This is a genomic window from Clostridium algidicarnis (assembly GCF_000703125.1).
In the GTDB taxonomy this organism is placed as follows: Bacteria; Bacillota; Clostridia; order Clostridiales; family Clostridiaceae; genus Clostridium_L; species Clostridium_L algidicarnis.
Genome location: NZ_JNLN01000001.1, coordinates 1,620,672 through 1,634,310, shown reverse-complemented (window position 1 = coordinate 1,634,310; position 13,639 = coordinate 1,620,672). Strand labels below are relative to the sequence as shown.

General features: G+C 31.8%; 15 protein-coding genes. 1 reads left to right on the top strand and 14 read right to left on the bottom strand.

All coding sequences use genetic code 11. The annotated features are described in order from the left end of the window. Positions 1-190: 190 nt before the first annotated feature. Positions 191-1,573, top strand: a complete 1,383-nt coding sequence (pdxR, locus tag BV55_RS0107965) for a MocR-like pyridoxine biosynthesis transcription factor PdxR (RefSeq protein WP_029452302.1) — start codon at positions 191-193, stop codon at positions 1,571-1,573. 86 nt (positions 1,574-1,659) lie between these two features. Here the strand turns inward: pdxR and BV55_RS0107955 are convergent, their stop codons facing one another. The 14 genes from BV55_RS0107955 to BV55_RS0107885 form a co-directional block, all read right to left on the bottom strand. Beyond that, complete coding sequence (locus BV55_RS0107955) at positions 1,660-2,100, bottom strand: DUF134 domain-containing protein (protein ID WP_029452301.1); 441 nt, start codon at positions 2,098-2,100, stop codon at positions 1,660-1,662. A 44-nt stretch (positions 2,101-2,144) separates the two neighbouring features. Continuing rightward, a complete protein-coding gene (locus tag BV55_RS0107950) occupies positions 2,145-2,501 on the bottom strand; it encodes a NifB/NifX family molybdenum-iron cluster-binding protein (protein ID WP_029452300.1) in 357 nt (118 codons plus the stop codon). 126 nt (positions 2,502-2,627) lie between these two features. Next, positions 2,628-3,476 carry an ATP-binding protein gene (locus BV55_RS0107940; RefSeq protein WP_029452299.1) on the bottom strand — a complete coding sequence of 283 codons (849 nt, stop codon included), beginning with the start codon at positions 3,474-3,476 and terminating at the stop codon, positions 2,628-2,630. Beyond that, complete coding sequence (locus BV55_RS0107935; RefSeq protein WP_029452298.1) at positions 3,467-4,297, bottom strand: ATP-binding protein; 831 nt, start codon at positions 4,295-4,297, stop codon at positions 3,467-3,469. The genes BV55_RS0107940 and BV55_RS0107935 overlap by 10 nt, the downstream gene beginning before the upstream one ends. 18 nt (positions 4,298-4,315) lie before the next feature. After that, complete coding sequence (locus BV55_RS0107930) at positions 4,316-4,669, bottom strand: NifB/NifX family molybdenum-iron cluster-binding protein (RefSeq protein ID WP_029452297.1); 354 nt, start codon at positions 4,667-4,669, stop codon at positions 4,316-4,318. A 2-nt stretch (positions 4,670-4,671) separates the two neighbouring features. Next, positions 4,672-4,944, bottom strand: a complete 273-nt coding sequence (locus BV55_RS0107925) for a diguanylate cyclase (RefSeq protein WP_157469632.1) — start codon at positions 4,942-4,944, stop codon at positions 4,672-4,674. Between the two features lie 188 nt (positions 4,945-5,132). Beyond that, positions 5,133-6,047, bottom strand: a complete 915-nt coding sequence (locus BV55_RS0107920) for a glycine betaine ABC transporter substrate-binding protein (RefSeq protein ID WP_029452295.1) — start codon at positions 6,045-6,047, stop codon at positions 5,133-5,135. Positions 6,048-6,067: 20 nt separating this feature from the next. After that, a complete protein-coding gene (locus BV55_RS0107915; protein WP_051652450.1) occupies positions 6,068-6,796 on the bottom strand; it encodes an ABC transporter permease in 729 nt (242 codons plus the stop codon). Then, positions 6,777-7,889 (bottom strand): betaine/proline/choline family ABC transporter ATP-binding protein, encoded by a 1,113-nt coding sequence (locus tag BV55_RS0107910; protein WP_029452293.1) that lies wholly within the window; start codon positions 7,887-7,889, stop codon positions 6,777-6,779. Before BV55_RS0107910 ends, BV55_RS0107915 begins: the two co-directional genes overlap by 20 nt. Before the next feature lie 14 nt (positions 7,890-7,903). Continuing rightward, on the bottom strand, positions 7,904-8,524 hold the full coding sequence (locus BV55_RS0107905; protein ID WP_029452292.1) for an ABC transporter permease: 621 nt from the start codon (positions 8,522-8,524) through the stop codon (positions 7,904-7,906). A gap of 405 nt (positions 8,525-8,929) precedes the next feature. Beyond that, positions 8,930-9,790, bottom strand: coding sequence for a uroporphyrinogen decarboxylase family protein (locus BV55_RS0107900; protein ID WP_035794317.1), 861 nt, complete (start codon positions 9,788-9,790; stop codon positions 8,930-8,932). A 44-nt stretch (positions 9,791-9,834) separates the two neighbouring features. Then, positions 9,835-11,559 carry an ASKHA domain-containing protein gene (locus BV55_RS0107895; RefSeq protein WP_029452290.1) on the bottom strand — a complete coding sequence of 575 codons (1,725 nt, stop codon included), beginning with the start codon at positions 11,557-11,559 and terminating at the stop codon, positions 9,835-9,837. Further along, entirely contained in the window at positions 11,559-12,557 is a 999-nt protein-coding gene (locus tag BV55_RS0107890) for a uroporphyrinogen decarboxylase family protein (RefSeq protein ID WP_029452289.1), read from the bottom strand. Before BV55_RS0107890 ends, BV55_RS0107895 begins: the two co-directional genes overlap by 1 nt. A gap of 10 nt (positions 12,558-12,567) precedes the next feature. Further along, a complete protein-coding gene (locus BV55_RS0107885) occupies positions 12,568-13,626 on the bottom strand; it encodes a uroporphyrinogen decarboxylase family protein (RefSeq protein ID WP_423752110.1) in 1,059 nt (352 codons plus the stop codon). Between the last annotated feature and the right edge of the window lie 13 nt (positions 13,627-13,639).

The following is a 13,639-nucleotide window of genomic DNA, read 5'->3' as shown; positions in this document are numbered from 1 at the left end:
TCCTTCATAAATTAAATTCCAAATTAACTACCACTATTAGTAAAATCAATATATAAGTTCAATAATAGTAATATATATGGTTGAATATTTTTCCTCTTATATATATACTATACATAAGATTTGTCATTGTTGAAATGTACAAAAACTAAAATTTTAACCAGTACAGTTTTAATAATAAAGGAGTTTTTATATGGGTAAATCTAGTATAACCACATTAAATCAAAATGATTCTTCCGATGTTCCATTGTACATTCAACTTTATAACCACTATAAAGGTCTAATTTCTTCTGGCATCCTTAAAGCAGAAAGTAAGCTTCCATCTATAAGAAGGTGTGCAAATGAGAGGATTATAAGTCGGACCACAGTAGAGGCAGCCTATTTACAGTTAGCTGCAGAAGGATATATTACATCAAAGCCCGGAAGCGGGTTTTATGTAAATGACTTAAATTATATGGATATTCAAAAGCACTCACCAATAGAGGTTAAAAAAACTAATATAAAATCCAAACCATTATACGATTTTGCTACTTCTGCAGTAGATTATAAGAGTTTCAACTTTGACTTATGGAGTAGATATATGAAAAGTGCACTTCGCAATGGAGAAAGGCTTTTATCTTATGGAGATCCTCAAGGTGAGTATGACCTTAGAGTTGTATTATCTAAGTATGTTGGTGATCGAAGGGGAGTAATATGCACCCCTGAGCAAATTGTCATTGGAGCAGGTGTCCAAAGTTTGTTACAAATATTATGTTCCCTTACTGGAGTTCGTTCTCCTGTTTCCTTTGCAGGTGGTAGCTTTAAACAAGCAAGAGCTGTATTTTCTGATAGGGGCTTTGACACTATAAGTTACGATAATATTACAAATGATCTATCTAGCTTTTCTAAAGATAAGGTAAAGATAATATATACATCACCCTCACATATAACCCCTTGGGGAGATGTTATGCCTATGCAAACAAGGCTTGAACTATTATCCTTTGCGAATACTAATGATTGCTTAATAATTGAAGATGATTATGATAGTGAATTTAGATATTACAGCCGTCCTGTACCATCACTGCAAGGTTTAGATGGAGGGGAAAAAGTCATATACATGGGTACTTTCTCAAGGTTATTACTACCTTCTTTAAGAATTAGCTTTATGGTTTTATCAAAAGAATTAACAAATACTTATTCAAATAGAGGTAAAATATATAATCAAACTGCATCAAAAACCGATCAAATTGCCCTTTGTCAATTCATTAGAGATGGCCACCTATCAAGACAAATAAAAAAAACAAGAAAGCTTTATATGATTAAAAGCCAGCAACTATGTATTGCTATAGATAAGGTATTTGTTAATAAAGCCAAGGGAATTCCTGGCTCAGGCGGATTCCTAATTCAAATGGAAGTTAAAAGTGAACTTTCATCTAAGGAACTAGAAAAACGTGGTGCAAATGCAGGGGTTTTAGTACGTTCATTTAATTCTGTAGATGAAAGCAAATATCCAAGATTATTATTATCTTGTTCTGGAGTTTCAGAGGATAACTTTGAGGAGGCCTTAACCTTACTTAAAAATGAGTTCTTTAAGTAAGAAACCTATAAGTTTTATGCTAAATATATCAGTTGTTTTACCTTTTAAGTTTAATAATGATATTTTCAAAATATAAATTAGCCTTATTAATCTGTGGGATTACACCACTTTGTACAAAAATCCGACTTTTTACTACACATTACTTTTTCCGAACCACAAGCCGGGCAATTATTTTTATCCTGTTCATAGTTTATTTCATATATGTTTTTGCAGTTAAAGCATTTAAACTTACAAAATTTTGTTCTATAATTGCCCCCATTTATCCTTATGGCTTTTCCTTCTGTTAAAGCAATGGCGATTTTTTTTCTTGAACTATCTATAATATTTTGAAAGGTTTGCCTTGATACCTGCATTCGTTCAGCACACTGTTCTTGATTTAATTCCTCAATATCCTTAAGTCTCATAGCTTCAAGTTCTTCTACCTTTAAAACTACCTCTTCAATTTCACATTTAGGCTTACCCCATGGAACGAAATAAGTATTCTCTGGGAAAAACTCTACTCTTCTAAATTTTATTGGTCTTGCCATGTTAATCCCCCCTGCATTTAACGTCATAAAATCACCATTTATAATTATTCATTACAATGTCCTTCATGTTCATGTTCTTTACAAACACTGCCTGTTGACTTTAATTCACCCTTTATATACTTTTGCACTACCTCATCACAAGAACCTTCAGCACCGACAACTACCTCAATTTCATTTTCAGTAAATAAATGCTGTGCTGATTCTCCCATACCCCCTGCAATAATAACACTTACATCTAAATCCTTTAAAAATACTGGAAGAAATCCTGGTTTATGTCCTGGGTTTTTAGTGAAATCCTTATTTACTGATTTACCTTCTTCTACATTATATATTGTAAATCCTTCACAATGTCCAAAATGTCCACTTACACACTTTCCTTCACTTGCAACTGCTATCTTCATTTTAAATTCCTCCTATTATTTTTTTGTAGTATTAACACTACCTTTGCTTTATCTCTTTTAATATTTTCCAAATCAAATATACAATCTACTTCTATCATTTATAATAACTCTATATTTCTTTTAAATTCAATGTAAATGCCCTTTCATATTATCCCACATATTTTCAATAGCCTTTTCTGCTATACTATCTTTGTAAAAGGTTATTGGTTTTAATTCATTTATGGATTTCATAACCATATCATCATATGGAATCTTTCCTACTAAAGCCAATTTCTTCTCTTCAATGAACGTTTCTATTTCTTTGCTCATATCTTCATTTATATCATACTTGTTTATACAGACCATAGTAAAAACCCCAAAATGCTCACATAAGATTGTTACTCTCATTAAATCCTCTAAACCTGATTTTGTAGGCTCTGTAACAACTAATACTGCATCACTTCCGGTTATTGAAGCAATTACAGCACAACCTATACCTGGTGAGCCATCTATTATAGTTAATTCCTCATTTTTCTTGAATCTTTTGCCATTCTTCCTTAAATAAGTTATTAGCTTTCCAGATCCATCACTACCTATTCCCATTTCTGCTCTTGAAATTATTCCTTTATCTAACTTAGTTATAAATGTATCTGCTGTCTTTTCATCTTTTAACTTTATAGCATTCTCTGGACATACTAACACGCAGGCACCACAGCCCTCACAAGCAAATGGATTTATAGTGAAATCTTCTATAGCATTAAATCTACATATAGCGGAACATTTGCCACATTTAATGCAAAGTGATTCATCTATTGTAGCCTTTTTATCACCTATAAATATATTCTTTTCAATATCTTCACCATCATAAAACAAATAAAGATTTGGTGCATCTACATCACAATCTATCCTTATTACATCCTTTGCAAGTTCAGATATTGCTGTTGCAATGGTAGTTTTTCCCGTTCCTCCCTTTCCACTTAAAACTACTAATTCCAAGATAGCACCTCCTTTAATGTCTTTGAAATCTCATCAAATATTACTATATGATGTAAATCATCATATAGTATTTCACCCTTAGAGTAAATCACTGCCGTATCTTTGCTATAAGGTATGGTGCCTATTAATGGGAGTTTCTTTTCTTTACAATACTTTTTTATAATATTATCTTTTCCATCATCTTTATTTATTACTATACCAAAGGGTATATTATACATTTTTACAAGTTTTAAAGCCATTTTCAAATCATGAAGTCCAAATTCTGAAGGCTCCGTAACAAGTATTGCTGCATTAGCATATTTTAAAGCGTTTACTACATTACAAGAAGTACCTGGAGGACAATCAATTAAGTTAACTCCATCTGATAAATTTTTAAGAAGTTCTATTATAACTGGTACTGCCATAGGCTCGCCTATATTTAAAATTCCTCTGTTGCAATTTATACCTCTTACAATACCTTTTTCAATTTTGCCTATTTCTCTTTTCTCATAGGTTAGTGCATTATATTTACATACAATTTCACAAGCTCCACAGCCATGACATAATTTTTGAAAAAGCATAATGTCATCTTTTACTTTAGCAAGAGCATTAAACTGACATACATTTACGCAAGCTCCACATCTTACACACTTATCATCATCTATAACAGGATACTCAACCATAACCTTTTCTGTTTTATACACTTTAGGCTTTAAAAATAAGAAACCGTTTGGTTCTTCTACATCACAATCTATATAATTTGCATTTAATGCAAGGGCAAGATTCGTAGATACCGTGGTTTTCCCTGTTCCTCCTTTTCCACTAAGTATTGCTATATTCATTAAGCATTCATCTCCAATCTAATGGTTTTGAGGACCAGATATCTTTATTTCTTCAAGTTCACCATCCTTATACTTTTTAAGTACCGAGTTTATATTTATATTTCCACACCCATATGCCTTAATTTGTGCCTTTTGAATAAGTCCAAATGCATTAGGTCCAAGATTTCCTGTGATAATAACGTCTACCTTTTCATCTATTAATTGATTAGATGATGCAATACCCGCTCCTCCAGTAGCATTTTGACCTTTGTTTTCTAAAATTGTAAATTCACCCTTTTCAGTATCATGAATTTGAAAATATTCACACCTACCAAATCTCATATCCAGTAAATCCTCATTAGTTTTTCCTGTTGCCGAAATTGCTATTTTCATTACTATTCCTCCAAATCAATTTTATTATTAGCATTTGCCATCTTCATCTTACTTCTATTTTTAGTTATTGTCAAATGCCAGTAACTGAAAATGTTAAAAACAATCATAATAGCGGAAAATGTTTTATTTTCATTGCTTGTACTAACCTTTTGCTTTAAATAAGCCTCAAGCCTTTTACGATTATTTATTCCTGTGAGATAATCAATATGCATACTTTGATTTTGTATATTTAAGAACACTATAAGCAAAGATAACACAACACTGTTAAGCATCAATAAAAAAATCCTATATAAATCCAGTATTCAACTGATCTTATATAGGATTAAACTTAGATATCTAGAATATCTTATTTTAAATATGTAAATTAAAAAGTAATATTTTTAATTTTTATTGCTGTATCTTTTAATTGTTCTGCAAACTTTCTTATTTCTTCAGCTACCACTGAAAATTTCTTTCCAGTTTCTTACTTAATTAGCCCTTGTGATTTCATCCATTCTTTTGCCACATCTTTTGGCACTCTTTGTTCAATATCTACTGAATAATTTAATTTTGTCATTGTTTCAGTATCTATCTTTTCAGAAACTGTATTTAAAATTTCAACGACTTTAGGGTTTTCTTTTGCAAAATCAGCTCTAAGATTTGGTGATGGGTTATAAGCTGGAAAGAAATTTAAATCATCTTTAATATTAACTAGGTCAAAACCTTTGATTCTTCCATCTGTAGAAAATCCCATACCGATATCCGATTGTTTTTCTTTTAGTGCCTTATATACAATACCATTATCCATAACTAAAAGATTATCTTCTTTCATTTTAAACTTATAGACTTCTTCTAGTCCTGGCAAACCGTCGCCTCTAGAAGTAAACTCGTGATCTACTGCAAATCTAAGTTCATCTGGATTTGCTGAAATATATTCACCTAGCTGAGTTAATGTGTTAATTCCCAATTCCTCTGCTTGTTCTTTTCTCATCATAACCGTATAAGTATTATTTAAAGGTGCATAGTTTAACCATTCAATACCATTACTTGCGTCCCCTGCCTTTACTTGCTCATAACAGTCCTTTGAATCTGTCAAAGGGTTATCATGTTGTAAATGTGAAAGCCATGCAGTGCCTGTATATTCCCAGTAAATATCGATTTCTTCACTTTTTAGAGCACTTCTAACTTTATCTGAACCTGCAACACCTGTTTTATCTTCTACTTTATATCCTGCATCTTCTAAAGCTAATATTGTCATTTGACCTAACAACAATTGCTCTGAAAATTCTTTTGAACCTACCTTAATTGTAGCTTCCTTTTTTCCACATCCTGTTAAGATGGTAAGTGCCATCCCTAAAACAAGAACCATAATCATTGACTTTTTATTATTTTTAAACATAATTTCTCCTTCTCACGCTTTTATTTTTTTTCAATTATTCCAAATGCAAAATCTGCAAAAAGTGCCATAAGAACTGGTAGTGTTGCACCTAATACAAGAACTTGCCATCGGCTAATGTTGTTTCCAGTAATGATAAAGTTACCAAGACCACCTCCGCCAACAAAAGCTGCTAATATAGCTGATCCAATATTAATAGTAACTGATGTCCTGATGCCTGCTATAATCATTGGCATAGCTAGAGGTATCTCCACCTTAGTCAAAACATGCCTTGCCTTCATTCCCATTCCATTTGCAGCCTCTATAATGGATCTATCTACTTCTCCTATACCAATTAATGTATTATTTAAAATAGGCAACAATGAGTAAATCCATAAGGCAATAATAGCCGTCTTGGCACCAACTCCTAATATTCCAACAAACAATGCTACCACTGCTATGCTTGGAATTGTTTGTCCCACATTTACAATGTTCACTACTATAGGTGCAAATTTTTTAAATTTTGTTCTAGTCAGGAATACACCTAATGGAACTGCTGTTAATATAGCTAGTGCACTTGATATTCCAACAATATAAATATGTTGTAATAGTAAAGCATGTATTTTGTTATAAGTAACTAATCTTGAAACCAAACTATCTTGAGGGTTCTCAACTACATAAATACTTAATACAATACCAATAGCTAGTAAAGATAACATTATCACAGCATTTTTTATATATTCCTTATAATTTTTAGATGTCCATATTGCCATAATCACTCACCACCTTAAGTAAATTGTCCATTGTGACTATGCCCTTAATTTCACGACTACCATCTTCAATAAAAATATATTTTTTCCCAGTACTAAACATTTCTGACAAGGCATCTTGTACTGTTGCTTTAATTGTTATTTTATTTACAATTTCCTTTTTCATTTCACTAACTTTACCCTGTTTTTTTAAAGCTTCTTTAAACTCAATATAATATTTTTTCTTTACTCCTTTTTCAGCAACCACCATTTGCTCAACATTAAATTGTAAAAACATTTTCTTTGCCTCTTCAAAGCTTAGATTTGCATCCATTGTATATACTTTTTGCATAATACTCTCACATTTAATCAAGTTCATCATTTTTAATGCGCTGTTGGAACCAATGAGTTCAGATACAAAATCATTTGCAGGATTAGATAGAATTTCACTTGGTGTAGCAAATTGAACAATACTTCCTTCTTTTAATACTGCAATCTTATCACCCATTTTAATTGCTTCATCCACGTCATGTGTTACAAAAACAATAGTCTTCCTTATCTTTTCTTGGATTATTAGAAATTCATTTTGCAATTTCGCCCTTGTAATTGGATCTAAAGCACCAAAAGGTTCATCCATTAACATAATTTTGGGATTACCTGCTAAAGCTCTTGCCACCCCTACTCTTTGCTTCTGTCCGCCACTCAATTCTCTTGGTTTCTTACTTCTATAAATTTGAGGATCAAGTTCCATGAGTTCTAATAATTCATCCACTCTCTCTTCAATTTTATCTTTTTCCCAACCTAATTCCGTAGGCACAATTGCAATATTCTGAAAAATAGTCATATGTGGAAAGAGCCCTATATCTTGTATAATATATCCAATATTTAATCTTAATTCTATAGAATCAATTTCTTCTATATTTTTACCATCAATAAATATATCTCCTGAATTAGGCTTAATTAATTTATTAATCATTTTCATAGCTGTAGTTTTCCCACTGCCTGATGGGCCAACTAACATGCATATTTCTCCTTCTTTAATGTGTAAATTAACATTATTAACTGCAGCCATATTTCTATTAGTATATTTTTTGGTAACATTTTCAAACTTTATCATATCTTATCTCCTCATTATCTTTGGTATTTTTTCTCGACTCTTCCAAGTGCTTTATCGGCCACTATGGCAATAAGTGAAATTAATATTGCTCCTATTAATATCATCTTATCATTTGTTCTACTTATTCCTTGGAAAATGTAAACTCCTAAACCACCAGCTCCTATGTAACCTCCAATTGCACCTATTCCTATTCCCATAACAACGGCTGTTCGTATACCTGACATAATAGATGGAAATGCAAGAGGAATTTTAATCTTATATAATATTTTCTTTTCCGTAAGTCCCATACCTCTGGCCGCTTCAATAATAGAGGGATTAATATTTATAATTCCTGTATAAACATTTCTAACGATTGGTAACTGGGTATAAACAACTAGTCCAAAAATTGCTGGTTCTTTCCCAATGCCCAAGATTGGTATAAGCAAGGAAAAGAGTGCTAAGCTTGGAATGGTCATCATAATATTTGTAATACTCAAAATAATACTTGCTATTTTTTTATTCCTTGTAATTAATATTCCTACTGTGGTTCCTACTATTATAGAAATAACCATTGCAATACTTACCATAACCAAGTGTTCAACTGTAAGATCTAATATAGTTTTCCATCTCGAAACAAAAAAACTAAAGATATTCATAAATGCGCCTCCTTTTTTTTCAATTTGAATCATAGTTAAAAAGTGATTAAGATCATCATTAAAGGTATGTCAAGGAATTTCCCTTATATTACATTCGCTAATGCTAGTGCTTAGGAAAGTATTTTTTCCTCTTATTACCTGTGGTAGACATGGTATAAATATATTTGTATTATCCAATTCATCAAAAAAAAGCCGCTTTAATAAAAAGTGACTTTTAACAATTGTATTTATTTATATATTTTTGCACGCTTCACTGATGAGTGCTAACTCATTAACTATAACATTAGGTTAACATATTATCAAATGAAATTTAATCCCAACACCATTTTTTTTAAATCCTTAGCATTTATTTAATGGCAACACCTTTTTAATACTATACTTTATTTTCATTGCCAAACCTTATAATTAAATTGTTTTTAATGCTATTAATACATTATTCAACTTATCTAATTTAAGGCACCAGTGTCCTATAAATTTAATGTCTTTTCTTTCTTTTCTAATATTTTCAATCATCTCAAAATAGTTTTTCCCATCTACGTTTATCTTTTCACTGTCTAAAAGTCCTATAGATTCAAGAGATGTAGATGTTTTACCACATAGGTGGATAATAGTATCCTGTAACTTACCTTCCACCTCTTTCAATATCCTATATGTGGACTTTCCTGATATTTCTTTATATATATTTGGTCCAACTATATCTATAGTACCTGTGGGATCTGCAAAGGAAATAATATCTACCCCTTCTTTAACACCTTCTAGAATAAATTCTACTATACTCTCCTCAATTATATCTAATAACTTATCAACCTTTTCTCTATCTTTTCTAATAGCCCTATAAAATAAGTTACTATCCATAATAGATGTAGCAATGCTTATTGGACCGGTAACATCAAGTATCACAGTTTCTCCACTTTCTTTTAATATTCTCACTGCTTTTAGAACCTTAGAGATTCTTCCCTTACTTAAGTCCATTTTTGAAATATCTTCAATTGAATTTATTTCATGAGTTGAGTATTTACCAATTCTATTACCTACTCTTTGATTGAATATCACTATAGATCCAAAGGACTCAGCCTCTACAGTATGACAAAATGGTAGTCTACAATATTCTTTTCCATTATGTTCTTTCAAAGCTTTAGACAATATAGCTATGTTATAAGCATCATTATTTGCCTCTTCATAAGATATATTTAATTTTTCTAATATACTATCTGGTATTATATCCACTTTATTTGCTGTACATTTAAAAATGTTTGAAACTTCCATATTATCTCCTTTATTAAAATTAATTTACTATCTTATATCCCTTCCTAAAAATTTAATTGAGACACAAAAACCTCTTGAAAATTTTCTCTAAGGGACAGTTCTAATACTTTCATATTTTCCTTAATATCATATACCTTTTGAAGGCATTCTTTATTTATTAAAGCTAACCTAGAGCCCTCTAGTGATGTATTCCCAAGGAAGCATATTTCACCATTAAATCCTTTAGGTATAAGCCCTATGATTTTTATATTATCAGCATTAACGTGATATCCAAATGCACCTGCAATATATACCTTTGGGATATCCTCTATTCTTAATCCTACTTCCTCTAACATCAAAATCACCCCTGCAGCTATGGCTCCCTTTGCTAACTGTATTTGTCTTATATCTTTTTGTGAAATATATATGTCTTTAGTTATGTAAAATTTCTTATCTACTAATCTTTCAGCCACATTAGGATCTAAATTCTTATTCCATCTACCAGATTTCATCAATATATTTCTCTTAACCAATGCTCCAGCTATATCTATAAGTCCACTTCCACAAATCCCGAGAGCCTTTTCATCTCCTATTGTTTTGTAATGAATATTATATTTCTCATCTATATGAAATGTCTCAATTGCTCCCCTTTGTGCACGACATCCACATTCTATATTCATACCCTCTAGTGCAGGCCCTGCTGCTGTTGAGGTTGATATTATCTTTCCATCCTTTAAAGCTGCTAGCTCTCCATTTGTACCAATATCTATAAATACAGCTCCCCTATCATTTTGAAAGTCTGATGCCATAATCCCTGATACTATATCTCCACCTACATAAGATGAAGCAGATGGTATTATGCTAAGTACAGCTTCTTCATTAACTTTAATAGATATATCCTTTGCTTTAATATCTCCTAATCCTAAAAACATTGGTCTATAAGGTGCCTTAGCCAGTGACCTAGGATTTACTCCTAATAAAAGATGTGACATAGTTGTGTTTGCTGAAATTGCAATATGATAAATGTCATCCATTTCATAGATACTATTTGTTAGTTTCTTTATAGTGTTATTGATTTCATCTACAATTAATTCTTGAAGTTTAATAGCACCTAATGGATTTTCCATACAATACGAAATCCTGGTAATCACATCGCCCCCATACTCTGTTTGAGGATTTAATGATGATAGTCTTTTAAGTGTTTTACCACTTGATAAATCTAATAAATAATAGGATATCCCTGTGGTTCCAATATCTATTGCCACTCCTAATATACTTTTTTCATAGCTACTAATATCTAGTAGTCTGTCACCAAATATAACCCCCCAAATTTCTTTAGGATTTTGTTCTTCTATAATACTAACTTTTCTATATAATTCTACTGAATTTAAATTATATCCTAGATAATCAACATAAGGACTAGAACTTACTTTATCAATCTGTTTTAGTTTTATAATTTTGACAGGACTATCTATTTCAACCTCAATGCTAAACCCTTTATTTATTGTCTTAAGTATCTTTTCATTTTCAATTAGCTCTACTTCTACATCTCCAAGCACCATAGCCATACAGGATAGTCTTTCATATTTATTTTCATCTATAATCTTTCTTTCCTTATGACTTGGAATTGATAGTTCCCCCCTTGCTATCACTTTACACTTACCACAAAACCCCATACCATTGCATGGGGTTTCGATGTTTAATTTTGCTTTTCTAATTGCATCTAATAAAATAGTATCTTTTTCTACTTCAATAGTTATATTTTCTTTAATAAATTTAACTATAGGCATTACATACTTCCTTTCACATAATCCGTCATAGCTTTAAGATTTCTTATTGGAGTAGACATACCGAGTCCACAGGCTGGAGATACGATATCTACGCCTGATTCCATAGCATTTTTTGTAATTGAAATAACCTTGTCTACAGGTCCATTTTGTAATAGCAATGTACTTACATTCCCCATAAGTCTTGTACTAAGCTTTAATTTGGCGGACCGCATATTCACTATAGAATCAAAACTAAGAGCTGCTACATCTAAAGAATTTAAGCTATCAATTATAGTTTTTGTATCCCCACATATATGAATTATTACAGGGGTATTAATGCTTTTCATAGCCTCTAACATATTTACATACATAGGCATTGCAAACTTATCAAAGTTTTTCTGACCTAATATCTCACCAGTTGCTGTAGGATCTGAAATAACTATAAGATCAGCTCCTGCTTCTACCATCTTTTTTGCATATTTTATTAAATAATCGTTTACATATTTAATAAATATATATGCTTCATCAGGTTCTTTCCTTAACATTTTAAATAATTTAAGTGGATCAACAATTGAAGTAGCTGTACTTATTGGCCCTGTTATGTTACCAATTACAGGAACCTTATCATTTTTTAGAGCTTCAATTGCTTTAAGTACAGTTTCACTTCTAGAATTTACGGGAAAGCTTGGATTAAAAGTTCTCATAATCTCTTGTAAGTTAGATTCATTATACTCTAGTATTCTTGGCTCATTGTTTTTATCACCTTCACTAACCACCACACCAAAAGGTTCTGATTCACAAGTCATACAAAAAGGTACACCATAATTTTCAAATCCTATAACTTCTCTTACCTTAATAGAAGTAGCTACCATAGCATCTAGGTCAGTATTATGATTAGCATTTATATCTTCTAAAAGTTCTGTAACAGCTGCGTTCATCATACCTCCAGGGCATATCACTGGAGGCCTGTCTACTTTCTCACCCTTAAGGACTTTTAACAATCTTTCTTTTTCATTCATAGCTTTTCTCCTAATCTTCACTAAATAATAATTCTTCATTAATAGGATAGCTACCATATATCCTAGCCCCGTCCATTAATGCATCAATATTTTCCATAGGTGTGTTCATAGGTATTTGACAACCTGAACTAAGTATATATCCCTTTTTAGCTCCATAGGTCTTCTTAATACATTCTTTTGCAGCTCTAAGTACATCTTCTCTTGTTCCTTTTTGTATTACGTCAACTGGTGGTACATTTCCTGATATTGTAACCCTATCCCCCATTATTTCCTTGGCATCAGCAAGATCTTCTACATTATCTATACTAAAACTAGAAACTCCTGTATCCATAACCATTTGCCAAATACCTTTGCTTTTACCACAAATATGAATTGAAGCACTCCTTCCTGTTAATGACTTCATCGTGTCTACGTTTTTCTTTATATAGGGAGCAGAAAATTCATTGAATTGTTTAACGCTTATTAAGCTAGTTGAAGACACCGGATCTGAAAAGCCCACCCCCACACCTAGCTCTGCTGCCTTTTCTATAAATCTATTATTTGATTCAGTAACTATTTCCATTAATATATGAACTTTATCTGGATATTTCAGCATCCATTTTAAAAGATTTTCAGTACCAACTACTGAAGCTGCCGTACTAAAAGGTCCCGCAAGGCCTGCTCCAACATTTACCTCATGTCCAATTTTATCTTTTATAATACTTATGGCCTTAAGAACTAATGGCAATTTCCCATCTTTTTCAGGGTCACAAGGTTTTAAACTTTCTATTTGATCTATACTATTTACTACAGGTGATTCCATAAGTGAAATACTATTATCAGGATAATGCATTTTAGATCCCATTGCCTCAGCAACTCCTCTTAATGTAACTGAAACACTTACACCATCATGGTTTAACCGTCTAAATAATGCTATCTCAAGCTCTGCCATTCTTTCTGCTGAATGGTAATATTCTTTAAGAGGTATTCCTATGAATGGTGCCATGGTGACACCCATATGTGGATTACATGGTATACGGTCTATTTCAAGTCCTTTTGCAAAAGCTGTCATTCTTTCCTTTGGAGTCATTTGATCTCTTTTC